Origin of the sequence: Cellulosimicrobium sp. SH8 (assembly GCF_025818875.1) — a bacterium.
GTDB classification, from domain to species: Bacteria; Actinomycetota; Actinomycetes; order Actinomycetales; family Cellulomonadaceae; genus Cellulosimicrobium; species Cellulosimicrobium cellulans_D.
The window spans coordinates 333453-356211 of record NZ_JAMXMH010000001.1; the positions used below are offsets into that span (position 1 = coordinate 333453).

A 22759-nucleotide genomic window follows, 5' to 3' on the forward strand; every position below is an offset into this window, starting at 1 on the left:
GAAGAGACCGCCCAAGAGACAAGGCCGACAATGTTCCGTCATCCCACCCGCCGCCGTCCCGCCCGTCCTCTCACCGTGGCCCGGGGAGCCGCCGGAGCGGTCGTCGTCTCCGGCGCGCTGCTGCTCGCGGCGTGCTCGTCCGGGACCCAGGGCGCCACGACCCTCGACCCCGAGGCCGACGTCACGCTCACGTGGTGGACCGGCCAGGCCGACCAGGCCCAGACCATCCTCACGGGCCTCGCCGAGGAGTTCGAGGAGCTCCACCCCAACGTGACGATCGAGGTGTCGTCGGGCGCGCCGTCGACGGAGGACCTGCTGCAGAAGCTGTCGTCCTCGTTCGCGGGCGGCACCTACCCGGACATCTCCTACGCGTTCGGCTCCTGGGCGAGCGAGCTCGCCGAGTCGGAGCGCACGCTCGACATCACCGACCAGGTGAGCGACCCCGACGTCGGCTGGGACGAGTTCTCGGGGGCCGCCCGCGCCACCGCCCAGCCGGACGGCGAGACGACGATCGGCTTCCCGGCCGTGGTCGACAACCTCTCCCTCCTGTACAACAAGACGGTGTTCGACGCCGCCGGCGTGGACTACCCGACCGAGGACTGGACCTGGGACGACTTCCGCGCCGCGGCGAAGGAGCTCACGGACCCCGCGACGAGCACCTACGGCTACGCCTACGGGGTCTCCGGCTCCGAGGAGACGACGTGGCAGTTCTGGCCGCACCTGTGGCAGCGGGGCGGGGAGATCCTCGACGAGTCCGGCACGACCGCGACGTTCGACTCCGACGCGGGCGTGGACGCGCTGACGTTCCTGCGCGACATGGCCGTCGAGGACGGGTCGGTCTACCTCGACCAGACCGACACCAAGTTCACGCAGATCTTCGCGAGCGACCAGATCGGCATGGTCACGTCGGGGCCGTGGACGCTGTACGACCTCCAGGTCGCGGGCACGCAGTACGGCGTGGTCCCCCTGCCCGCCTACGAGGGCGAGCACACGACGATCTCCGGCGCCGACCTCTGGGTCCTGTTCGACCACCAGGACGCGAACCGTGAGCACTGGTCCTACGAGTTCACGAAGTGGCTGACCGACCCCGAGCAGGACGTGCGCTGGAACGTCGTCTACGGCAACCTCCCGCTGCGCGAGAGCGAGATCGACTCTCCCGAGTTCCAGGCGCAGGTCGCGGCGATGCCCGGCCTGGACGTCATGGCGCAGAACAGCGAGAACGCCACGATCCCCCGCCCGACCGTGCCGGGGTACGTGAACCTCTCCGAGGCGGTCGGCACGGCTGTCTCGGAGGTCCTCCAGGGCAAGGGCGAGCCGCGCGAGGCGCTCGAGCGCGCCGCCGCCGAGTCGAACGACGCGCTGGCGGACCAGTGACGACGACGCTCGCGCCCACCCCCGTCCGGCGGGCCCCGCGGCGCCGCCGGACGGGGGAGGCGCTCGCCGGGTGGGGCTTCGTCACCCCCGCGACGCTCCTCGTCGTCGGGCTGTCGATCTTCCCCGCGGTCTGGGCCTTCCTGCTGTCGTTGCAGGACTGGAACGGCTTCTCCACCCCGGAGCCGGTGGGCGCGGACAACTACCGGCGCATGCTGACGGACGCCGAGCTGGGCGCCGCGGTGGGGCACACGCTCCTGTACACCGCGCTGTTCGTCCCGGCCTCGCTCTTCCTCGGGCTCGGCCTCGCGGTCGCGCTCAACCGCCGGCTCGTCCTGGTCGGGGTCTACCGCACCCTCGTGTTCCTGCCGTTCGTGGTCTCCGCGGCGGCCACCGGCATCCTCACGACCTACCTGTTCAACCCGCAGTTCGGGTTCGTGAACAACGTGCTGCGCGTCCTCGGCCTCCCGCAGCAGGGCTGGCTCGAGGATCCGTCGCAGGCGATGGTCGTCATCACGATCATGTCGTTGTGGGGGCAGGCCGCGTTCACGACCGTCATCTACCTCGCCGCGCTCCAGGACATCCCGGTCGAGCTGGCGGAGGCCGCCCGCGTGGACGGCGCGAACCGGTGGCAGTCGTTCTGGCACGTGACGTTCCCCCAGCTCGCGCCGGTCACGGTGTTCGTCGCGATCTGGCAGACGATCCAGGCGATCCAGCTCTTCGACCTCGTCTACACGACGACGCGCGGCGGCCCGCTCGGGTCGACCGAGACGGTCGTGTACTACCTGTGGAAGGCGGCGTTCAAGGAGCTCGAGTTCGGGTACGCGTCAGCCGTGGCGTACGGGCTGTTCGCCGTGACCCTGCTCATCACCATCGCCGTGACGCTCTACTCCCGCCGCACGAAGGTTGGTGGACTCTGATGCCGACGACCGTTCCCGGACCCGCCGCGTACGCCGCGGCGCCCGGCGGACCGCAGGCGGCGCCGCCCGGCGCCCCGGACGGCCCGCCCCCGGCTTCCACCACCGCCACCGCCGCGCCGCGGCGTCGGCGGCGACGCACCTGGCTCTGGCACCTGCTGCTCGTGCCCGTCGCGGTGCTGTTCGCGACGCCGTTCGTGCAGATGTTCCTCACGTCGCTCACGCCCGAGGCGGAGATCAACCGGTTCCCCCCGCGGTTCTGGCCCTCGCAGCTCACGCTCGACGGCTACGTCAAGCTCTTCACCGAGACGGACGTGCTGCGCTGGACGACGAACACCGTCCTCGTCTCGGTCGTCGCCGTCGCGTCCCACATCGTGCTCTGCTCGCTCGCCGGGTACGGGTTCGCGCGGCTCAAGTTCCCGGGCCGCACGTTCGGGTTCCTCGCGATCATGGCGACGATCATGATCCCGACGCAGCTCCTCATGGTCCCGACGTACGTGCTCTTCGCGCGCATCGGCATCATCGACACGCTCGCCGCCGCGATGGTCCCGTGGCTCGCGTCGGCGTTCGGGATCTTCCTCATGCGCCAGTTCTTCCTGTCGCTCCCGCCCGAGCTCGAGGAGGCGGCCGTCCTCGACGGGTGCTCCCGGCTCTCCACGTTCTGGCGGATCATCCTCCCGCTCGCGAGGCCCGCGCTCGCGACGCTCGCGATCTTCACGCTGCTCGGCTCGTGGAATGACCTCGTCTGGCCCCTCATCGCGATCAACGACCCGTCGTCGTTCACGCTCCAGCTCGGGATCACGAACTTCCAGGGCGCGCGCCGGACCGACTGGTCGCTGCTCATGGCGAGCAACGTCGTCGCGACCCTGCCGCTGGTGCTGTTCTTCCTGTTCGCCCAGCGCCAGTTCATCGCCACCATGACCTTCACCGGAGTCAAGGGATGACCACGCCCCACACCCTGCCCGACGGACCCGACCGGACCGCTGCACGACCCGTCGTCGTGGTCGGGGACGCGAACGTCGACCTCGTGCTGCGTGGCGACGTCGTCCCGCGCTTCGGCCAGGCCGAGCAGCTCGCGGACTCCGGCGACCTCGTCCTCGGCGGCTCGGCGAGCATCGCGGCCGCCGGCGTCGCGCGCCTCGGGGTGCCGACGACGCTCGTCGCGCGCGTCGGTGCGGACACGTTCGGCACCTTCACCCTCGACGCGCTGCGCGCCGCCGGGGTGGACGTGTCCGCCGTCGACGTCGCCCGCGACGAGGCGACGGGGCTCTCGGTCATCCTCTCCACGCCCGACGACCGGGCGATCCTCACGGTCCCGGGGACGATCCCGACCCTCACGGGCTCGCACGCGCTCGCCGTGCTCGACGGCTGGCACGGGCCGCCCGGCGTCGTCCACGTCGCGTCGTACTTCCTCCAGCCGCGACTCGCCGCGGACCTGCCCGCCGTCCTCGCGACCGCGCGCGAGCGGGGGTGGACGACGAGCCTCGACACGAACTGGGACCCCGCCGAGCGCTGGACCGGGCTCGCGGACGTGCTGCCCCACGTGGACGTGCTGCTGCCGAACCGCAACGAGCTGCGCGCCGTCGCGGGCGTGCTCGGACCAGGTCCGCAGGACGCGGCGCACACCGGCGACCGCGACGTCGTGCTCGCCCGGGCGGTCGCGGCGCGCGGCCCCCGCGTCGTGGTCAAGGACGGCGCGCGCGGCGGGTGGTCCGTGGGACCGGCCGGAGCCGTCGTGCGTGCGCCCGGGCTCGCCGTGGAGGTGGTCGACACGACCGGGGCCGGTGACAGCTTCGACGCCGGATACCTCGCGGCGCTCGCGCACGGGATCGAGGACGAGACCGAGCGCGTGCGCTGGGCCGCCTGTGCCGGCTCCTTGTCGACGCTCGGCCCGGGCGGCACCGGGGCGCAGGCCACGTTCGCCGCGCTGCGGGCCGCGCTCGCATGATCTCCGCGCTCGCCCTCAGCCCGTCGCTCGACGTCACGTACGTCGTCGATGCGCTCGAGGGGATCCAGCGCCCGCGCGAGGTCCGTCGCGTCGGCGGAGGCAAGGCGCTCAACGCGGCTCGTGCCGCCGCGACGCTCGGCGCCCGCACGGCGGCGGTGGCGGTCCTCGCCGGGGGGTCGGGCGAGGACGTCGCGGCCGGGGCGAGAGCCGACGGCGTGGACCTGCACGTCGTGCCGGGAACCCACCCGACCCGCACGTGCGTGTCCGTCCTGGCCGCAGAGACCGGTGCGCTCACCGAGATCTACGAGAGCGCCGTCCCCGTGGAGCCGGACACGCTCGACCGCGCCGTGGGGCTCGCGCTCGACCTCGCCGCGCGAGACCGCGGGTGGTGGCTGCTGTCCGGCGGCCTCCCCGGCACGATCGCGCCGAGCGTGGTCGGCACCGTCGTCGGCCGGCTGCGGGCTGCGGGTGCCCGCGTCGCCGTGGACAGCCACGGTCCGGCGCTCGCGGGTGCCGTGGGCGAGGGGCCGGACCTGGTCAAGGTGAACCGGGTCGAGGCGGCAGAGCTGCTGGGCGTCCCCGAGGACACCCCGGGGCCAGCGCTCGTCACCGGGATCCGCGACCGGTCGGGCGGCCTCGTGGTCGTCACGGACGGCGCAGAGGGGGCGTGGGCGAACGACGGCACGAGCGTCCTGCGCGTGCGGCTCGGGGGCCACGTCGGCCGCTTCCCGGTGGGCAGCGGCGACTCGTTCCTGGGCGGGATGCTCGTCGCGCTCGACGCGGGAGCGTCCCTCGCCGAGGCGGTGGCGCTCGGTGCCGCCGCGGGCACGGCCAACGCCCAGGTCCCCGGTGCGGCCGTCCTGGACGCGGACCTGGCCCGCCGTCTCGTCGGCGAGGTCACGGTCGAGACCGTGGCGCTCCCGGTGCCGTAGACCCGCTGCGGGGTCAGCGCTGCGCGGTCGGCCCCTCGGTCGGCCGCACGGCCGCGACCGGACCGTCGTCGGGCACGACCTGGACGTCGACGCCGGCCGCGGCGATCGCGTCGAGCGCGGCCGGGTCGGCGGACGAGTCCGTCACGAGCACGTCGATCTCCTCGAGGTCCGCCATCTTGGCGAGCGTCACGCGCCCCACCTTCGAGCCGTCCGCGACCACGACGACGCGCTCGGCGTGCGCGACCATCGCGTGGTTGGTGCGCGCCTCCGTCTCGTCGTGCGTCGTCGCGCCACCACGCACGCTGATGCCGTCCGTGCCCAGGAACGCGGTGCCGACGTTGATCGCGTTGAACGTGTGCTCGGCGAGCACGCCGACGGCCTCCAGCGAGCTCGACCGGACGAACCCGCCGGTCATGATGACCTGCAGGTTGCTGCGCGCGGCGAGCTCGGTCGCCGTCGTCAGGGCGTTCGTGGCGATCGCGAGGTCGGGTCGCGTCGCCAGGGCGCGCGCGACGGCCGCCGCCGTCGTGCCGCCGCTGATCGCGACGGAGTAGCGTCCCGGCGGGAGCAGCCCGGCGGCGTGCTGCGCGATGCGCAGCTTCGCCTCGCGGAACCGGGAGTCGCGCAGGAGCACCGGGACCTCCGTCGTGGGGTCGAGGGCGCGCACCCCGCCGTGCGTGCGCAGCACGAGGCCCTGCTCCTCCATGTCCGCGAGGTCGCGCCGCATCGTGGCCGAGGACACGCCGAGCTCGCGGACCAGCTCCGTGAGGCGCGCCGTGCCGTGCTCGTTGACGTACGTCAGCGCCCGCATCATGCGGTCGCTGCGCTTGTGGGAGATCGCGCGGGGCGCGGCGTCGGGTGCGACGGACATGCGCTTCCTTCCGGCGGTTGCGGGGCGGGTGTCCGACGCTCTCGGCAGCGGACGAGGCAAATCGCTCAGTCAAAGTGAGTGTTATCAGCGAAATCTGATCGTATTCTTGCACAGTGCGCTCGACGGCGCCCAGGATCGTCGACATGGTCAGCATCGCGTTCGTCGGCGCCGGGAGCGTCGTCTTCACCCGCCAGCTCGTCGCCGACATCCTGCGCTACCCGGAGCTCGCCGACGCCCGCCTCGTGCTGCACGACATCGACCCCGAGCGGCTCCGCGTCGCCGAGGGCACCGCGCGTCAGGTGAGCCGCCAGCTCGGGGCGTCGGCCACCGTCGAGGCGTACGCCGAGCGTCGCCGGGCCCTCGACGGTGCCGACTTCGTCGTCAACATGATCCAGGTCGGCGGCATCGACGCGACGCTGAAGGACCTCGAGATCCCCGCGCGCCACGGCCTGCGCCAGACCATCGGCGACACGACCGGCGTCGGCGGCGTGTTCCGCGCGCTGCGCACGTTCCCGGTGCTCGAGGGCATCGCGGCCGACATGCGCGAGCTGTGCCCGCAGGCGTGGCTGCTCAACTACACGAACCCGATGGCGATGAACGTGTGGTGGGTCTCCACCGTCGCTCCCGACCTCAAGGTCGCCGGGCTCTGCCACTCCGTCTACTGGACGGCGCACGACCTCGCGGAGCTCGTGGGCGTCCCCGTGGAGGAGACGCGGTACCGGGCCGCGGGGGTCAACCACCAGGCGTGGCTGCTCGAGTGGGAGCACCAGGGCGAGTCGCTGTACCCGCGGCTGCGCGAGACGATCCGCCGCGACCCCGGGCTCGAGCGTCGCGTCCGGGTCGAGATCTTCCGTCGCCTCGGCTACTACCCGACGGAGACGAGCGAGCACTCCTCCGAGTACCTGCCCTGGTTCCTCCGCTCCGACGAGCAGATCGAGCGCTACCGCCTGCAGCCGCTCGAGTACGTCGGCATCAGCCGGGAGAACGTCGCGGAGTTCGAGGCGGCGCGGCGGGCGCTCGCGGCCGGCGAGGACCTCGCGCTCGAGGACGGCGCGAGCGAGTACGCGCCCCAGATCATCCACTCGCTCGTCACCGGGACGCCGCGCGAGGTGCACGTCAACGTCCCCAACCACGGGCTGATCGACAACCTGCCCCAGGGCGCGGTCGTCGAGGTCCCGGCGGCGGTCGACGGTGACGGCCTGCGCCCCGTGCCGATGGGCTCGCTCCCGGCCCAGTGCGCGGCGCTCAACCAGCCGTACGTCTCGGTCGGCGCGCTCACCGTCGAGGCGGCGCGCACCGGCGACCCTCGGCTCGTGCGCCAGGCCGTGCTCATGGACCCGAACGCGTCCTCGACCCTCACGCCGGAGCAGATCTGGGTCCTGTGCGACGAGCTCGTCACGGCGCACGGCGACCTGCTCCCCGAGCCGCTGCGCGCCCTCGTGCCGGCAGGTGCCCTGTGACCCTGGCCGCGACGGGCAACCTCGTCGCTGCGGCGGCGCGCGACGGCGGCGCCGTGCTCGCGTTCAACGTCATCACGCTCGAGCACGCCGAGGGCATCGTCGCCGGCCTCGAGGACGCCGGGGCACCCGGCATCCTGCAGATCAGCGAGAACGCCGTCCGCTACCACGAGGGCCGCATGACGGCCCTGGTCGCGGCCTGCCGCGAGATCGCCGTCGCGGCGCGCGTCCCCGTCTCGCTGCACCTCGACCACGTCCAGGACGTCGACCTCGCGCGCCAGGTCGTCGACCAGGCGTGGCGGCTCGGGATCACGTCGATCATGGTCGACGCCGCCCACCTCGACTACGCGGACAACGTCGCCACGACGCGCGACCTCACCCGGTCGGCGCACGACACCACGCTGTGGGTCGAGGCCGAGCTCGGCGCGATCGGCGGCAAGGACGGTGCGCACGCGCCCGGCGTGCGGACCGACCCGTACGAGGCGGCGTCCTTCGTCGCCGCGACCGGTGTCGACGGGCTCGCCGTCGCCGTGGGCAGCTCCCACGCCATGACGAGCACGACCGCGGAGCTCGACCTCGACCTCGTCGAGCGGATCGCCGCCGAGGTCCCCGTCCCGCTCGTGCTGCACGGGTCGTCCGGCGTGCCCGCCGCGATGCTGCGCGACGCCGTCGCGCGCGGGATCCGGAAGATCAACGTCGGGACCGCGCTCAACGTCGGCTACACGCGTCAGGTGCGAGACTTCCTCGACGCGAACGACGGGGTCACCGACCCCCGCAAGTACCTCGCCCCGGCGCGAGGGGCTGTGCGCGACGCCGTCGACCGGCTCTGCACGCAGGTGTTCGCCTGACACCTCGGACCGTCCTGCATCTCCTGATCGGCACCCCCACCATGGCGCGCGGGCAGCGCGTCACGACGAGAGGAACGAGCACATGAGACGAACGACGACCGGCCTGGCCCTCGGCTCGGCGCTGGTGCTGACCGCGTGCGCGGGCGGCCCCGCCGTCGGCGGCACGAGCCCCGTCCCGGACACGGCGCGCACGACCTCCACCGACGCGACGACCCCCGCCGCGGTCGAGCTGCCGCCCACGAGCGGGATCCTCGACTACCAGCTCGGCGGCGCGTACGACCAGGTCGACGCGGGATCCGGGCCGGTCGCCCCCGACGTCGTGGTGCGCGACGCGACGGCAGCGCCGCTCCCGGGCGCGTACAACGTCTGCTACGTCAACGGGTTCCAGACGCAGCCCGACGACGCCGACCTCTGGCTCGACCACGAGGAGCTCCTGCTGCACGACGCGGGCGGGGAGCTCGTGATCGACCCCGACTGGCCGGACGAGTTCGTGCTCGACCCCTCGACCGCCGCGCAGCGGGACGGGATCCTCGACCTCCTCGGCCCGGTCGTCACCGGGTGCGCCGACGACGGGTTCGACGCCGTCGAGATCGACAACCTCGACACCTGGACCCGGTTCGACCAGATCGACGAGGCCGGCGCGCACGCGCTAGCGACGGCGTACGTCGGTCTCGCGCACGACGCCGGGCTCGCCATCGCCCAGAAGAACGCCGCGGAGATCACGCAGGTCGCGCACGACGACCTCGGCTTCGACTTCGCCGTGACCGAGGAGTGCGCCGTCTGGGACGAGTGCTCCGCGTACACCGACGTGTACGGCGACCACGTGCTGCAGGTCGAGTACCCCGGCCCGCTCGCGGGCGAGGGCCTCACGTTCGCCGACGTCTGCGCTCTCGGCGACCGCGCACCCCTGACCGTGCTGCGCGACCTCTACCTCGTCACGCCGGACACGGACGTGAGCGGGTTCGACCCCGTCGAGGAGACGGGCGAGCCGTACTCGTACGTGTTCGAGACCTGCTGACCGCGGGGCGGCGGGCGGCGCCCACGCCGTTCGCCGCCCCGCGTCACCAGCCGTCAGGGGCGAGGAGCTTGCGGATGCGCTTCTCGCTCACCGGGCCGTCGGTGCCGAGCTGCTGCGCGAAGAGCGACACCCGCAGCTCCTCGACCAGCCACCGCACCTCGGCGAGGTCCGCGGCGCGGACCGGGTCGGCCGGGCCCTGGGCGTAGGCGGCGCGGGCGCGCTGGTACGCCTCTTCGACGTCGTGCACGCGCCACGCGAGCTCGGCGTCGCGGTTCGGGTTCGTCTGCGCCTTCTCCAGCCGGTACGACGCCGCGCGCAGGTAGCGCGTCAGGTGCGGCAGCCGTCGGGGCGGGGTCTGGGAGACGAAGCCGTCGTGGATCAGGCCCGCGGCCTGGTCGCGCAGGTCCGTGAGCGTGTTGAGCAGCGCGAGGCTGTTCGACGCGCGGATCTCCGCGTCGAGGTTGCGCGACGCCGTGAGCGCCGCGACCACGTGCCCGACCACCTGGTGCACCTGCTCCTCCAGGTGCGCCCGCACGAACGCCCGCGCCGCCGCGTAGCCCTCCGCGTCGCGGATCGTCGTCGCGTCCGGCTGCGCCCCGTGCTGCCCGCTGCCGCCGCTCGTCAGCGCGATCACCGCGGCGAGCTGGAGGTCCGCGACGAGCGCCTCGGTGTTCCGGTACGGGCTGGCCGCCATCGTGAGCGACTGCGTCCCGTTCCACCGGCTGGTGATGCGCCCGGTCTGCAGCGCCGTCTCCGACAGCAGCAACCGCCGCACGCCGCGCGCGTGCTCGCGCGTCTGCGCGTTCGCGTCGGCGAGCACGCGCAGCGCGACGACCGGCTTCCCCTTCGCGTCCTGCTCCTCGACGACCGCGGGGTACCCCCGCACGACCACCCCGCCCCCGAGGTCCGTCGACACCGTCGCCGGGAGTCGGCCGTCGCTCAGGTCGTCGGGCCAGGTGGTCAGGTTCGCGCGTTCGGTCACCAGGGCGGGGGTGGTCGCGTCCGCGGCGGCTGCCCGTCGCGTCGTCGCCTCGTCGAGGTCCGACGACGCCAGATCGGTCCGCACGTCGGCTCGCCCGGGCGAGCCGGTCGCCACGGCCGGAACTGCGCCGCCGCGCACTGCGGCTTGTCCGTTGCGGGACGGTGAGCCGGACGCGGAGGCGGGGGAGGGGGCGTCGGATGCGAAGGGCGTGGCGGGCCTGGCGGGAGCGCCGTGAGGAACGAGCGGCGCGGATGGTAGCCCGAACACCGACGCCCCCTCCGTCGCCGGACCCGACCCCGAGACCGACGCACCCGACCCGGGAACCGATCCCGAAGCGGCCTCACGAAGAGCAGCACCCACCGCTCCCTTGACCGCCGCGCGGACCGCGGCCTGGTTCTGCGCGGCGAGACGGCGCTGGAGCGCGAGAAGGTCCTTCGACTCGTCGAGGACGACGGACCCGCCGCGGCCGCGCGGGTCCTCGACGCGGAACGTCATGCGCAGGTGCGCGGGCAGGCGCGCCTCCTGCTCGGGGCCCCACGCGTCGTCGGGGACGGCGACGTCGCGCAGCGCCCGGACGGCGCGCGTGAACGCGACGTGGAACGGCTCGGCCATGTCGCCCGCGCGGGCCATGTCCTCCCAGGCGGGCGTGTGCGCGCGGAGCCAGGCGACGACGTCGCGCGCGACGTCCGGTGCCGGCACGAGCTGGACGCGGACCGGCTTGGGCAGCGAGCGGATCGTCGCCGTGGCGAGCTCGTCGAGCAGGCCGGGCACCATCCAGTCGAACCCGTCGGGCACGACGCGGTTGAGCACGGAGATCGGGACGTGCACGGTGACGCCGTCGGCGTCGGTCCCGGGCTGGAACTGGTACGTGAGCGGGAGCGTGAGCTCCCCCTGGGGCCAGGTCTCGGGGAACTGCGACGTGTCGATCTGCTCGGCGTCGGGCACGAGCTGCTCGAGCGTGAAGGTGAGCAGGTCCGGGTCGCGGCGCCGCGCCGTCTTCCACCAGCGGTCGAAGTGCGCGGCGGACACGACGTCGTCGGGGACGCGCTCGTCGTAGAAGTCGAACAGCACGTCGTCGTCGACGACGAGCCCGCGCTGGCGCGAGCGCGCCTCGAGCTCCTCGGCCTCGTCGAGGAGCTTCCGGTTGTCGTGGAAGAACCGGTGGTGGGTCGTCCACTCGCCCTGCACGAGCGCGTGCCGCACGAACATCTCGCGCGCGGCCTCGGGGTCGACCTTCGCGTAGAGGACCTTGCGGTCGGCGACGATCGGCACGCCGTAGAGCAGCACCTTCTCGGTCGCGATCGCCGCGCCGCGCTTGGTCGACCAGTGCGGCTCGGAGTACGCGCGCCGCGCGAGGTCGCCCGCGAGGTCCTCGGCCCACTCGGGCTGGATGCGCGCGACGTCGCGCGCCCACAGCCGCGACGTCTCGACGAGCTCGCCCGCCATGATCCACGCCGGCGGCTTCTTGCTCAGCGGCGACCCGGGGAAGATCGCGAACCGCGCACCGCGCGCGCCGGTGTACTCGTTGCGTGCCTGCTTCTGCGCGCGCCGCAGCGCCTTGGCCCGGGCCTCGCCCTTGAGGTGCGCGACCGACGACGCCTTCACGTCGCCCGTGTCCTGCATCCCGATCTGCGACAGGAGGCCGGACAGGAGCGCGCGATGGATCGTGTCGCCGTCCCAGGCGCACTTGTACGCCTGGCTGTCAGGGGTTGCGTCGGGGGCGGTGGTCGGGTCCGCGGCGGCTGCCCCCGAGGTGCTCGGGCTACCGGCCGCGCCGCGTGCGCGCGGCTTGTACGACATGTCGATGCCGAGGGGCTTGGACATCTCGCGGAGCTGGGCGACGACGTCCTGCCACTCGCGGATGCGCAGGAAGTTGAGGTACTCGGCCTTGCAGAGGCGGCGGAAGGCCGACGACGAGAGCTCGTGCTGCTGCTCGCGGACGTACTCCCAGACGTTGAGGTACGTGAGGAAGTCGGAGTGCGGGTCGGTGAAGCGCGCGTGCGCCTGGTCGGCCTGCGCGCGGACCTCGGCGGGGCGCTCGCGCGGGTCCTGGATCGACATGACGGCGGCGATGATCGCGACCTCGCGCGCGACGCCGAGCGTCGAGCCCTCCCAGATCATGCGGGCGAGGCGCGGGTCCATGGGGAGCTGCGCGAGCACCCGCCCGACCTCGGTGAGGCGCGTGACGCCGTCGGACGTGGCCAGGGCGCCGAGCTCGGTGAGGAGCTGGACGCCGTCGCGCACGGCGCGCGTGTCCGGGGGCTCGACGAACGGGAAGCGCGCGACCTCGTCGGGCGTCTCGACGACGCCGACGGAGATCATCTGCAGCAGCACGGACGCGAGCGACGTGCGCAGGATCTCGGGCTCGGTGAACTCGGGCCGGGAGACGAAGTCGTCCTCGGAGTAGAGCCGGATCGCGATGCCGTCGGCGACGCGGCCCGAGCGGCCGGAGCGCTGGTTGGCGCTCGCCTGCGACACGGGCTCGATGGGAAGCCGCTGCACCTTGGTCGCCTTGGAGTAGCGCGAGATGCGGGCCGTGCCCGGGTCGACGACGTAGTGGATCCCCGGCACGGTGAGCGACGTCTCGGCGACGTTCGTCGCGAGCACGATGCGCCGCGACGTGTGCGCCTGGAACACGCGATGCTGCTCGGCCGACGACAGCCGCGCGTACAGCGGCAGGATCTCGACGCGCTGCGGGTGCTTCGGGTCGGTGACGCGGTCCTTGAGGTGGCCGGTGAGCGCGTCGGCGGCGTCGTGGATCTCGCGCTCGCCGGAGAGGAACACGAGGATGTCGCCCGGTCCCTCGCGCATGAGCTCGTCGCACGCGTCGACGATGCCGGTCACGAGGTCCTTCTCCTCGGCGCCGGCGCGGCCCTTCGCCTTCGTGCCGGTGCCGGTGGAGGCGCCGGGGTCGACATCGGGCGACAGCGGTCGGTACCGGATCTCCACCGGGTAGGTGCGGCCGGACACCTCGACGACGGGCGCGGCGTCGGGCAGCGCGTCGACGACGTAGTCCGGGGCGCCCCCGAGCGACGCGAGGTGCGCGGGGGAGAAGTGCTGCGCGAACCGCTCGGAGTCGATCGTCGCCGACGTGATGACGAGCTTGAGGTCGGGGCGGCGCGGCAGGAGCCGCGCGAGGTAGCCGAGCAGGAAGTCGATGTTGAGGGACCGCTCGTGCGCCTCGTCCACGATGATCGTGTCGTACGCGAGCAGCTCCGGGTCGCGCTGGATCTGCGCGAGCAGGATGCCGTCGGTCATGACCTTGACGAGGGTGTCCTCGCTGGAGGTGTCGGTGAACCGCACCTGGTAGCCGACGACGCCGCCCAGCTCTGTGCCGAGCTCCTCCGCGATGCGCTCCGCGACCGTGCGCGCGGCGATGCGACGCGGCTGCGTGTGCCCGACCTGCCCCTTGCGGCCACGGCCGAGCTCGAGCGCGATCTTGGGGAGCTGCGTCGTCTTCCCGGAGCCCGTCTCGCCCGCGACGATGACGACCTGGTGGTCGCGGATCGCGGCGGCGATGTCCGCGCGCCGTGCGCTGACGGGGAGCTGCTCGGGGTACGTGATCGGCGGGACCGTCACGGTCTCGCGCGCCTGCGCGGCCCGCTCGAGCTGTGCGCGGCTCACCTGCCGCGGGCCCGACGGCGTCCGCTCGCCCCGGCCGCGCCGCGCCGTCGTGCCGGTCGTCGAGGCGCCCGACGTCGGGCGGTCACTCTGCCCGCGGCCGCGGCGGTTCCCGCGGCGACGACGACCCTCGCGCGGGGTGCCCTCGGCGGCGCCGCCCTGCTGGGCAGGGCGCGCGTCAGGCTGGTTCGCTGCGGGCTCGGTACTCACGACGGTCCATTCTCTCAACCCGTCGCAACTTCATTGCTCCCGAGGGTGGGACGACCCTGGCGGACAGTGCTGTCATTTTGCTAGCGTGGTTCTCGGAGGTGGTCGAGATGGCGACGCTGACGATCCGGGGGCTCGACGACGACGTGCGCGAACGGCTGCGTGCCCGGGCCGCAGAGCACGGCCGCTCCATGGAGGCGGAGATCCGCGCGATCCTCACGTCTGCGGTGACGGCACCGAGCGGGTTGGAACGCGGGCTCGGCACGTTCATCCACAGCTCGTTCGCCGACGCCGGGCTGACGGTCGAGCTCGACCTGCCCCCGCGCTCGGAGCACGGACGCGCCGTCGACTTCTCCGACGAGCCGGGCGGGTCGAACCGCGAGGTCGCGGACGCGTGATCGTCCTCGACACGAACGTCGTGTCCGAGGCGATCCGCCCGGTACCCGAGGCGCGCGTGCTCCGCTGGCTCGACGCGCAGGCTCCGGAGGCACTGTGGATCACGGCCGTCACCGTCGGCGAGATCGTCCACGGCGTGGCTCGGCTGCCCGAGGGGCGGCGCCGGGACAGCCTCGCCGCGCTCATCGAGGAGCACGTCACCACGACCTTCTCGGGCCGGGTGCTCGCGTACGACGCCGACGCCGCGCGCGTCGGCGGCACCCTCCTCGCGCTGGGCGAGCGAGCGGGGCGGCCGATGAGCATGGCCGACGCGCAGATCGCCGCGATCTGTCGCGTGCACGACGCGACGCTCGCGACGCGCAACGTCCGCGACTTCGTCGGCACCGGCGTGGCCGTCGTCGACCCGTGGGGCACCGGGCCGTCCTGACCGAGCGCGCTCAGCCGAGCGCGTGGCGCATGACGACGCGCGGCACGCCGCCGCTCACGCCGGTGGTCGGGGCCGCGCGCACGAACCCGGCCCGCTCGAACAGCGCGACGGTGCCGACGTACCCGGAGATCACGTCGACGCGCTCGCCGCCCGTGTCCACGGGATAGCCCTCGACGGCCGGCGCGCCGTGCGCGGCCGCGTGCTCGACCGCGCCGGCGAGCAGGTGGTGCATCAGCCCGCGTCGCCGGTACCCGGCCCGGACGACGAAGCACACCGCGCTCCACGCGTCGAGGTCGTCGACGAACGGGATGGTCCGGGCGTTCATCAACCGGCGGTAGGTGCTGCGCGGCGCGACGGAGCACCAGCCCGCGACCTCGCCGTCGACGTAGGCGAGCACGCCGGGCCCGGGGTCGGTCGTGCACAGGTCGGCCATGAACCCGGGGCGGTCCTCCGCGCCGACCCGGCTGTCGCGGTAGGACATGCACCAGCAGCCGCGCACGCCCTCCTTCCGCGGGCCCACCACGGTGGCGAAGTCGTCGTAGCGCCCGACGGCGGAGCGCACCTCCACGTCCATCCCGCCACGCTAGGCGCGCCCGCCCACACGGGCGAGCACCGCCGTCGGGCCCTACGTCGGGGCGGCGCCGAGAACGACCCTGCTCCCGGTCGAGCACGACATCAGTCCCGGAAAGAGGGCCAGAACGACAGCAACGTCGTGTTCGGCTACCGGGGGCGGGCAGGGCCCGGTCAGGGTGAGGTCGCTCGGGCGTAGCGGGCGGCGAGAGTGTGCACGTGGTCGACGAGTGCCTGCGGCTCCGTCACGTGGAAGTCGAGGCCGAGCATGCCGACCCAGACCGCGACGACCTCCACGCTGTCGCCGCCCGTGACGAGGACGCAGCGGTCGTCGTCGAGCGGTTCGACCGTGCCGACCGTCGGGTTGATGCGCCGCAGCACCTCGTCGGCGGGCGCGTCGACGACGATCCGCGCGTGGACCGCCCATCCCGTGCGCGCGACCTCGCGCACGACGAAGTCCGTCAGGTCCCCGGGGAAGTCGACCGGCGCGAACCGTCGCCCGCCCGGGACCCGGAGGACGAGCCAGTCCACGCGGAAGGGGGCCCAGGTGCCCGTCGCCGGGACGCGGGCGACGAGGAACCAGCGGCGCTGCCACGCGACGAGGCGGTACGGCTCGAGCTCGAGCGGCTCGTCGCGGTAGAAGCAGCGCAGGCCTTGGTGGTCGCGCACGGCGTCCGCGAGCGCGGTCAGCGTGTCCGGGTCGACGACCGGGTCCTCGACGTTGGAGTCGGTGTTCGCCGGGCCGGCGGCGCTCGCGGACCGCAGGGCGGCGAGGCGGCGGCGCAGCCTGTCGGGCATGACCTGCTCGAGCTTGGCGAGCGCGGACGCCCCGGACTCCTCGAAACCCGCCGTGCCGGTCGCGGCCCGCAGCCCGACGGCGACCGCGACGGCCTCGGCGTCGTCGAGCAGGAGCGGGGGGAGCCGGGCGCCGGCCCCGAGCCGGTAGCGACCACCGGGGCCGCGCACCGCGTCGACGGGGTAGCCGAGCTCGCGCAGGCGCGCGACGTCGTTGCGGACGGTGCGGTCGGTGACGTCGAGGCGGGCGGCGAGCTCCGCACCCGACCAGTCCGGGCGCGACTGGAGCAGCCCGAGCAGGGCGAGCATGCGGGCCGAGGTGGAGGCCACGAGGTCCCTCCGAGAGGTCGCCGGAAGAAAGCCGGAACAGGGCCAGAATAGCGGAAGAAACTGTTCCTGAACCCTCCGTAACGTCGGTACCAGAGCAGGGCACGAGGCCCGCTCCGACCGAGGAGAAATCATGAGCAGCACGACCCTCGAGCACCGCCCGTTCTCCGTCGCCGTCCCGCAGGCCGACCTGGACGACCTGCGCGAGCGCCTCGAGCGGACCCGCTTCGCGCCGGCCGCGCCCGGCGACTCCTGGGACTACGGCACGCCCGAGTCCTACCTGCGCGACATGGTCGGGCGCTGGACGGCGTTCGACTGGCGCGCCGTCGAGGACCGGGTCAACGCCTACCCGGGCTTCCGCACCGAGATCGACGGCCAGCCGATCCACTACCTGCACGTCCGCTCGCAGCACGAGGACGCGACGCCGTTGCTCCTCGCACACTCGTACCCCGGGTCGTTCCTCGACTTCCTCGACATGATCGACCCGCTCGTCGACCCCGTCGCGCACGGCGGCCGCCCCGAGGACGCGTTCCACCTCGTGATCCCGTCCATGCCGGGCTTCGGGTTCTCGACGCCCGTCGTCGGCGACACCGACTGGACGATGGCGCGAGTGGCCCGCGCCTACGACGTCCTCATGCGCGACCTCGGCTACGCCTCCTACGGGATCCACGGCAGCGACGGCGGCGCGATGGTCTCGCGCGAGCTCGCGATCCTCGACCCCGAGGGCTTCCGCGGCGCCCACGTGCTCCAGCTCTTCTCCTTCCCGTCCGGCGCGCCGGGGGAGATGGACGGCTTCGGGGAGAAGGAGTTCGCGGCGCTCGGGCACCTGCAGTGGTTCCAGTCCGTCGGCGCCTACAACACGATGAACGCGTCCCGGCCGCAGACGATGGCCGCCGGCCTCGCCGACTCGCCGGTGGCCGTGCTCGCGTACCACGAGCTGTTCGAGAGCTTCGGCAACGGGACGAGCCTCGTGAGCGCCGACCAGGTGCTCGCCCAGGCGACGCTGTACTGGCTGACCAACTCCTACGCGACCGCCGCGCGCTACCACTACGCGGAGCAGCGCTCCGGTGCCGAGCCGGTCGTGAGCCAGGGTCGGATCGGCGTCGCCGTCTTCCGGGACGACTTCCAGACGATCCGCGCCTTCGCCGAGCGCGACAACGCCCGGATCGAGCACTGGTCCGAGTTCCCGCGCGGCGGCCACTACGCCTCGCTCGAGGTCCCGCAGGACGTCGTCGCCGACCTCCGGGTGTTCTTCGACTGACACCCCGATCGTCGAGAACGGGGCGACGCGCCCTCGACCACGACGTTGCTGTCGCTATCGGCCGGATAACGACAGCAACGTCGTGCTCGGCGCAGAATGGGGCGGTGTTCGCCCGAGCCCGCACCACCCTCGATCTCGTTCCCCGCCGCGCCCGCGTGCACCGCGTCCAGGAGACGTCCGGCGCGCTGCGGCGCATCACGTTCCGCGATGCCGCCCCGACCGCGCACGACGGACGGGCGGCCGGGCCGGACGTCGACGGCTCGCGCCTGGCCTCGCTCGCTGCGCTGCGCGCCCCCGGCCCGGACGACCACGTCAAGGTCTTCCTGCCCGACTCGGCGAGCGGAGTCCTGCACGCCCCGACCCTGGCGGCGGACGGCGCGCTCCAGCGCCCGACCGGCGTCGTGTCGATCTCGCGCGAGATGACCGTGCGGGCGACGCGAACGGTCGACGGGGTCGCCGAGGTCGACGTCGACTGGGTGCTGCACGGCGGCGCCGACCCGGGCGCGCCGCCCACCGGGGAGGGCGGTCCGGCATCGGCGTGGGCGGCTCGGGCGCAGGTCGGTGACGAGGTCGTGCTCGCAGGCCCGACGACGAGCCGCGGCGTGCCCGACGGCGTCGCGCGGCTGCTGCTCGTCGGGGACGAGACGGGGCTGCCCGCGCTCGCCCGGTGGGTCGACGCCGTCGGGACGGACGTGCCGGTGACGGCGATCGTGGAGATCGGCGACGACGTGGACGAGGCGTTCGTCGAGGACGAGCTCGGTCGTGCGACGCTCGAGATCCTCTACCGCACGGACGGTCCCGGCCAGCTCGCGGAGGCGGTCCGCGCCCTGGGCCCGCTCGACTCCGACGAGTACGTGTTCGGCGCCGGTGAGGCGACCGACCTCGTCCCGGTGCGTCGCGACCTACGACGGACGGGGGCACGGCCCGACCAGGTCGAGGTGCACGGCTACTGGCGCCGCGGCGTCGTCAACCTCGACCCCGACGCACCCCTGGACCCGGCCGACCCCGACTGAGCGTCGGTCGGTGCGCGCACCGGGGGTCCGGGTCAGGTGCCGTGCAGCACGTCCACGGCGAGCCCGCGCCCGGCGACCGCGAGCCGCGCGTCGTTCGTCCACAGGGCGGTGCACCCGTGCACCTGCGCGGCGGCGAGGTGGAGCGCGTCGGGCGTGCGGAGCGACGAGGCGGCGCGAAGACGCGCGGCGCGTTCGAAGACGACGCCGTCGAGCGGCACCTCGGCGAACAGCCCGAGCGCCGAGCGGTACCGGTCCTCGAGCTCCACGTCCCCCGACCGGAGCGGCCCGACGAGGCACTCGAGTCGGACCAGCGGGCTGATCGCGAACTCCTCCTCGCCGTGCCGGGCGAGCAGCCCGCGCATGTGGGACCCGCGCTCCGCGTCCTCGACCAGGTAGATCACGAGACACGAGTCGAGGTAGATCACTCCCAGCCCTCGCGCTCGGCCTCGATCCCGGCGTCGACCTGCTCCGCGGGGCGGATCGAGCGCGTGGACGGCGGATGGTCGTCGAGCCACTCGACGATCGCCGCGCCCGTGCCGTGCGCGAGGTCCGCGCGGACCGGCACGAGCCGGACCAGCGGGACGCCGCGGCGGGCGATGACCACGTCCTCTCCGGCCGCGGCGCGACTCACGAGCTGGGAGAGGTTGTTCTTGGCCTCGAGCACGTTGACCTGCACGGTGCCTCCTCGGTGTCGGCGTCATGGCCAGGATACCTGGCCAGGTGGGTCAGGCGGGACCCGGGTCGAGAGGACCTGTCCGAGCGCGTGCGCCTCCGGCCGTCTGCCCGCGGCGAAACCGCCTGCGGGCGAGTCGACGACCCACCAGAGTGGGTCCATGACCCGACTCCTGGTCCTCGGCGGTTCCGACTTCGTGGGACGTGCCGTCGTCGACGACGCGCTCGCCCGCGGCTGGGACGTGACCGTCCTCAACCGCGGCAGCACGCCCGTGCCCGACGGCGTCCGGCAGCTCCTGGGGGACCGCACCCGCGCGGACGGCCTGGATGCGCTACGCGCCGACGACGTCCCGCAGGCGTGGGACGTCGTGGTGGACACGTGGTCGTGGGCGCCCGCGGCGGTCCGCGACGCCGCGCGGCTGCTCGCCGGCAGGATCCCCGGCGACAGCTGGTACGTCTACGTGTCGTCGCGCTCGGTGTACCCGTTCCCGAAGCCCCGCGGAGCCGACGAGACGGCGTCGGTCGTCGACGGCGACCCGGACGACACGACGCACGACGACTACGCCCGCGCCAAGCGGGGGGCGGAGATCGCCGCCGTGGACGCGCTCGGCGACCGGGCCGTCCTGCTGCGCGCGGGGCTGATCCTCGGCCCGCGGGAGAACGTCGGGCGGCTGCCGTGGTGGCTCCGGCGCGTCGCGCAGGGCGGGCCCGTGCTCGCGCCCGGGCCGGCGGACCTGCCGCTGCAGTACGTCGACGCGCGCGACCTCGCGGCGTTCGCGCTGGATGCGGCGCTCGCGGGCGCGTCGGGACCGGTCGACGTCGTCAGCGCACCGGGCCACACGACGACGGGCGAGCTGCTCGCCGCGTGCGTCGCCGTGACGGCCGACGACGCCGCCGCAGCCGGGAACCCGCCCGCCGAGCTCGTGTGGGTCGAGCCGGAGGTGGTGCTCGCCGCGGGGATCGCGCCCTGGACGCAGCTCCCGGTCTGGCTCCCGCCCGGCGAGCTCCACGACGCGCTCCACGGCTCCGACACGTCGCACGCGTACGCCCTCGGGCTCCACCCCCGGGACGTGCGCGAGACCGTGCGCGACACCTGGGCCTGGCTCCGCACGCTCGACGCCGCAGGCGAGGCGACGCCGCAGCGCGCGGACCGTCCCGCCGTCGGACTCCCGCCGGACCTCGAGGCCGCCGCCCTCCGCGCAGCCGCCACCGGCTGACCCGCCGACTACCCTCCGCGCGGCCGCCACCCAGGGACCGGCCGTCGTCGAACACGACCCTGCCCGCCGTCGAACACGAGGTTGCTGTCGTTATCAGCCCGATAACGACGGCAACCTCGTGTTCGACGGCGGGCGGGGCCGGGGCCGGGCGGCTCAGGACTCCGCGAGGAGCTCGCGGACGCGGGGGATGACCTGTGTGCCGTAGAGCTCGATGCTGCGCAGCATGGCCGAGTGGGGGAGCGTGCCGGTCGAGTACTTGAGGTCGAACCGGCCCGCGCCGAGGAGCCGGACCGTGCGGGCGATCTTGCGCGCGACGGTCTCGGGCGAGCCGACGTAGAGCGAGCCGTCGCGCACGTCGTGGGCGAAGCGCCCGCGGTGGTACGCGGGCCAGCCGCGCTCGCGGCCGATGCGGTTGTTCATCGCCGCGAAGTGCTCGTAGACCTCCTCCTGCGCCTGCTCGTCGGTCTCGGCGACGTGGCCGGGGGAGTGCACGCCGACCGGCAGCACCGGGTTGCCGAGCTCCTCGACGGCGCGGTGGTAGAGGTCCACGTAGGGCCGGAACCGCTCGGGCTCGCCGCCGATGATCGCGAGCATGAGACCGAGCCCGTGCCGCGCCGTCCGGACCACCGACTCCGGCGACCCGCCCACGCCGACCCACGTGCGCAGGCGCCCGCCCTCCGTCTTGGGCCAGACCTCCTGGTCGGCCAGCCCGGCGCGCGTCGTGCCCGACCACGTGACCGGGCCCTCGTCGAGCAGGTGGACGAACAGGTCGAGCTTCTCCTCGAACAGCACCTCGTAGTCGCTGAGGTCGTACCCGAACAGCGGGAACGACTCGATGAACGACCCGCGCCCGAGGATGACCTCCGCGCGCCCGCCGGACAGCGCGTCGAGCGTCGAGAACCGCTCGAAGACCCGCACCGGGTCGTCCGAGCTGAGCACGGTCACCGCGGAGCCGAGGCGGATCCGCGACGTCCGCGTCGCGATCCCCGCGAGCACGACCTCCGGCGCACTGATCGCGAAGTCCGCGCGGTGGTGCTCGCCGACGCCGAAGAAGTCGACACCGACCTGGTCCGCGAGCTCCGCCTCCTCGACGACGTCGCGGATCGTGCGCGCCCCGCTGAGCAGGGCGCCGTCCGCGTCGGAGGTGACGTCGCCGAACGTGTCGAGGCCCAGCTCGACGGTCGCGGGGTCCGGCGGGCCGACAGGGGCGCTCGCCGGGGTGGTCGGGGTGCTCGTGTCGTCGGTCATCGTCTGCTCCTGCGGTCGGGCGACCGTCGGGGGACCGGTGGGGCTCACCGGCGGCGCGGTCGTGCGCCGTCTCAACCGTGCCCGGCCGCAGGATCTTCCGCGACCGGTCGCGGTCGCGTGCGGCACACCCCGAGCACGACGACGGCCGCCGTCCCGGGTGGGACGACGGCCGTCGGACGGGGCGCCGGCTGGCGGCGCGGCGACGTCAGTACGTCGAGGTCACGGCGCCGTTCGCGACGAGCGCGGCGATAGCGACGATGTAGATGATCGTCCCGATGGCACCCAGCACCGTGAAGATGATGCTGAGGATGAGGCCCCACTTGGCGAGCTGGTTGTCGAAGCCCGCCTCCTTGCTCTTCTTGCGCGCGATCGCGCTGACGACGATGCCCGCGATGGCGAAGACGAACGCGAGCACGAAGCCGACGATGCCCAGGGTCTTGCCCGGGTCCTCGATCGGGGCGGCGTAGCCGGCGGGGGCCTGCGGGGCGGCGGGGTACTGCTGGGCCATGGTTCTTCTGCTTTCTGGGGTGGGCCGACGTGGCCGGGTCCGGTGGCGGCGCGGACGGGCCGTCCGCGCGCGTGCGGGGCTCATTGTGGGCCATGTCGTGTGTGTCTGAACAGGGGGAGTTCTCCCCGATGTCCGTGAAAGCGTGACAAAAGG

General features: G+C 73.6%; 21 protein-coding genes. 13 read left to right on the forward strand and 8 right to left on the reverse strand.

The genetic code is table 11. The features are described from left to right. Positions 1 to 75: 75 nt before the first annotated feature. Genes NF338_RS01470 through NF338_RS01490 form a run of 5 tightly spaced genes read left to right on the forward strand, consistent with a single transcriptional unit; the run spans position 76 to position 5168 of the window. Positions 76 to 1374 carry an ABC transporter substrate-binding protein gene (locus NF338_RS01470; protein WP_264029149.1) on the forward strand — a complete coding sequence of 433 codons (1299 nt, stop codon included), beginning with the start codon at positions 76 to 78 and terminating at the stop codon, positions 1372 to 1374. After that, positions 1371 to 2291: a carbohydrate ABC transporter permease gene (locus NF338_RS01475; protein WP_264029150.1), complete on the forward strand. Its 921-nt coding sequence runs from the start codon at positions 1371 to 1373 to the stop codon at positions 2289 to 2291. Before NF338_RS01470 ends, NF338_RS01475 begins: the two co-directional genes overlap by 4 nt. Further along, a complete protein-coding gene (locus tag NF338_RS01480) occupies positions 2291 to 3232 on the forward strand; it encodes a carbohydrate ABC transporter permease (protein ID WP_205205620.1) in 942 nt (313 codons plus the stop codon). The genes NF338_RS01475 and NF338_RS01480 overlap by 1 nt, the downstream gene beginning before the upstream one ends. Further along, positions 3229 to 4236: a carbohydrate kinase family protein gene (locus NF338_RS01485; RefSeq protein WP_264029151.1), complete on the forward strand. Its 1008-nt coding sequence runs from the start codon at positions 3229 to 3231 to the stop codon at positions 4234 to 4236. The genes NF338_RS01480 and NF338_RS01485 overlap by 4 nt, the downstream gene beginning before the upstream one ends. Next, a complete protein-coding gene (locus NF338_RS01490) occupies positions 4233 to 5168 on the forward strand; it encodes a 1-phosphofructokinase family hexose kinase (RefSeq protein WP_264029152.1) in 936 nt (311 codons plus the stop codon). The genes NF338_RS01485 and NF338_RS01490 overlap by 4 nt, the downstream gene beginning before the upstream one ends. A gap of 13 nt (positions 5169 to 5181) precedes the next feature. Here the strand turns inward: NF338_RS01490 and NF338_RS01495 are convergent, their stop codons facing one another. Further along, positions 5182 to 6039, reverse strand: a complete 858-nt coding sequence (locus tag NF338_RS01495; protein WP_264029153.1) for a DeoR/GlpR family DNA-binding transcription regulator — start codon at positions 6037 to 6039, stop codon at positions 5182 to 5184. A 143-nt stretch (positions 6040 to 6182) separates the two neighbouring features. On the opposite strand from NF338_RS01495, the gene NF338_RS01500 reads away from it, so the two are divergent. From NF338_RS01500 to NF338_RS01510, 3 genes are all read left to right on the forward strand, one after another. Continuing rightward, the gene (locus NF338_RS01500) at positions 6183 to 7499 is read left to right on the forward strand and encodes an alpha-glucosidase/alpha-galactosidase (protein ID WP_264029154.1); all 1317 of its coding nucleotides are present in this window, start codon (positions 6183 to 6185) and stop codon (positions 7497 to 7499) included. Continuing rightward, positions 7496 to 8344 (forward strand): class II fructose-bisphosphate aldolase, encoded by an 849-nt coding sequence (locus NF338_RS01505; protein WP_264029155.1) that lies wholly within the window; start codon positions 7496 to 7498, stop codon positions 8342 to 8344. The genes NF338_RS01500 and NF338_RS01505 overlap by 4 nt, the downstream gene beginning before the upstream one ends. Positions 8345 to 8426: 82 nt before the next feature. Then, complete coding sequence (locus NF338_RS01510; RefSeq protein ID WP_264029156.1) at positions 8427 to 9362, forward strand: endo alpha-1,4 polygalactosaminidase; 936 nt, start codon at positions 8427 to 8429, stop codon at positions 9360 to 9362. A gap of 43 nt (positions 9363 to 9405) precedes the next feature. Here the strand turns inward: NF338_RS01510 and hrpA are convergent, their stop codons facing one another. Next, on the reverse strand, positions 9406 to 14175 hold the full coding sequence (gene hrpA / locus NF338_RS01515; RefSeq protein WP_412845844.1) for an ATP-dependent RNA helicase HrpA: 4770 nt from the start codon (positions 14173 to 14175) through the stop codon (positions 9406 to 9408). Positions 14176 to 14282: 107 nt separating this feature from the next. Between hrpA and NF338_RS01520 the strand changes: the two genes are divergently transcribed. After that, positions 14283 to 14570: a FitA-like ribbon-helix-helix domain-containing protein gene (locus NF338_RS01520; protein WP_047231257.1), complete on the forward strand. Its 288-nt coding sequence runs from the start codon at positions 14283 to 14285 to the stop codon at positions 14568 to 14570. After that, a complete protein-coding gene (locus NF338_RS01525; RefSeq protein ID WP_264029157.1) occupies positions 14567 to 14995 on the forward strand; it encodes a type II toxin-antitoxin system VapC family toxin in 429 nt (142 codons plus the stop codon). The genes NF338_RS01520 and NF338_RS01525 overlap by 4 nt, the downstream gene beginning before the upstream one ends. A gap of 10 nt (positions 14996 to 15005) precedes the next feature. On the opposite strand, the gene NF338_RS01530 is transcribed toward NF338_RS01525, so the two are convergent. Then, positions 15006 to 15569: a GNAT family N-acetyltransferase gene (locus tag NF338_RS01530; protein WP_264029158.1), complete on the reverse strand. Its 564-nt coding sequence runs from the start codon at positions 15567 to 15569 to the stop codon at positions 15006 to 15008. Between the two features lie 170 nt (positions 15570 to 15739). Beyond that, positions 15740 to 16690 carry a helix-turn-helix transcriptional regulator gene (locus NF338_RS01535; RefSeq protein ID WP_264029159.1) on the reverse strand — a complete coding sequence of 317 codons (951 nt, stop codon included), beginning with the start codon at positions 16688 to 16690 and terminating at the stop codon, positions 15740 to 15742. Between the two features lie 130 nt (positions 16691 to 16820). On the opposite strand from NF338_RS01535, the gene NF338_RS01540 reads away from it, so the two are divergent. Together NF338_RS01540 and NF338_RS01545 are read left to right on the forward strand one after the other, a co-directional pair. After that, positions 16821 to 17948, forward strand: a complete 1128-nt coding sequence (locus tag NF338_RS01540; protein WP_264029160.1) for an epoxide hydrolase family protein — start codon at positions 16821 to 16823, stop codon at positions 17946 to 17948. Positions 17949 to 18052: 104 nt separating this feature from the next. Continuing rightward, positions 18053 to 18961: a siderophore-interacting protein gene (locus tag NF338_RS01545; RefSeq protein ID WP_264029161.1), complete on the forward strand. Its 909-nt coding sequence runs from the start codon at positions 18053 to 18055 to the stop codon at positions 18959 to 18961. A 32-nt stretch (positions 18962 to 18993) separates the two neighbouring features. Here NF338_RS01545 and NF338_RS01550 read toward each other — a convergent pair whose 3' ends face one another. Both NF338_RS01550 and NF338_RS01555 read right to left on the reverse strand, forming a co-directional pair. Continuing rightward, positions 18994 to 19386, reverse strand: coding sequence for a type II toxin-antitoxin system VapC family toxin (locus NF338_RS01550; RefSeq protein ID WP_264029162.1), 393 nt, complete (start codon positions 19384 to 19386; stop codon positions 18994 to 18996). Further along, on the reverse strand, positions 19383 to 19637 hold the full coding sequence (locus tag NF338_RS01555) for a type II toxin-antitoxin system Phd/YefM family antitoxin (protein WP_264029163.1): 255 nt from the start codon (positions 19635 to 19637) through the stop codon (positions 19383 to 19385). Before NF338_RS01555 ends, NF338_RS01550 begins: the two co-directional genes overlap by 4 nt. Positions 19638 to 19794: 157 nt before the next feature. Here NF338_RS01555 and NF338_RS01560 point away from each other — a divergent pair, with 157 nt between their 5' ends. Next, on the forward strand, positions 19795 to 20850 hold the full coding sequence (locus NF338_RS01560; protein ID WP_264029164.1) for an NAD-dependent epimerase/dehydratase family protein: 1056 nt from the start codon (positions 19795 to 19797) through the stop codon (positions 20848 to 20850). Positions 20851 to 21003: 153 nt separating this feature from the next. Here the strand turns inward: NF338_RS01560 and NF338_RS01565 are convergent, their stop codons facing one another. Beyond that, on the reverse strand, positions 21004 to 22098 hold the full coding sequence (locus tag NF338_RS01565; protein WP_264029165.1) for an LLM class flavin-dependent oxidoreductase: 1095 nt from the start codon (positions 22096 to 22098) through the stop codon (positions 21004 to 21006). A gap of 205 nt (positions 22099 to 22303) precedes the next feature. Continuing rightward, positions 22304 to 22606: a hypothetical protein gene (locus NF338_RS01570; RefSeq protein ID WP_204538222.1), complete on the reverse strand. Its 303-nt coding sequence runs from the start codon at positions 22604 to 22606 to the stop codon at positions 22304 to 22306. Positions 22607 to 22759 lie beyond the last annotated feature (153 nt).

Coding starts and splice junctions, on each gene's coding strand:
- NF338_RS01480 (WP_205205620.1), top strand. CDS start 2,291: ATGCCGACGACCGTTCCCGGACCCGCCGCGTACGCCGCGGCGCCCGGC.
- NF338_RS01485 (WP_264029151.1), top strand. CDS start 3,229: ATGACCACGCCCCACACCCTGCCCGACGGACCCGACCGGACCGCTGCA.
- NF338_RS01490 (WP_264029152.1), top strand. CDS start 4,233: ATGATCTCCGCGCTCGCCCTCAGCCCGTCGCTCGACGTCACGTACGTC.
- NF338_RS01495 (WP_264029153.1), bottom strand. CDS start 6,039: ATGTCCGTCGCACCCGACGCCGCGCCCCGCGCGATCTCCCACAAGCGC.
- NF338_RS01500 (WP_264029154.1), top strand. CDS start 6,183: ATGGTCAGCATCGCGTTCGTCGGCGCCGGGAGCGTCGTCTTCACCCGC.
- NF338_RS01510 (WP_264029156.1), top strand. CDS start 8,427: ATGAGACGAACGACGACCGGCCTGGCCCTCGGCTCGGCGCTGGTGCTG.
- NF338_RS01520 (WP_047231257.1), top strand. CDS start 14,283: ATGGCGACGCTGACGATCCGGGGGCTCGACGACGACGTGCGCGAACGG.
- NF338_RS01530 (WP_264029158.1), bottom strand. CDS start 15,569: ATGGACGTGGAGGTGCGCTCCGCCGTCGGGCGCTACGACGACTTCGCC.
- NF338_RS01540 (WP_264029160.1), top strand. CDS start 16,821: ATGAGCAGCACGACCCTCGAGCACCGCCCGTTCTCCGTCGCCGTCCCG.
- NF338_RS01560 (WP_264029164.1), top strand. CDS start 19,795: ATGACCCGACTCCTGGTCCTCGGCGGTTCCGACTTCGTGGGACGTGCC.
- NF338_RS01565 (WP_264029165.1), bottom strand. CDS start 22,098: ATGACCGACGACACGAGCACCCCGACCACCCCGGCGAGCGCCCCTGTC.
- NF338_RS01570 (WP_204538222.1), bottom strand. CDS start 22,606: ATGGCCCAGCAGTACCCCGCCGCCCCGCAGGCCCCCGCCGGCTACGCC.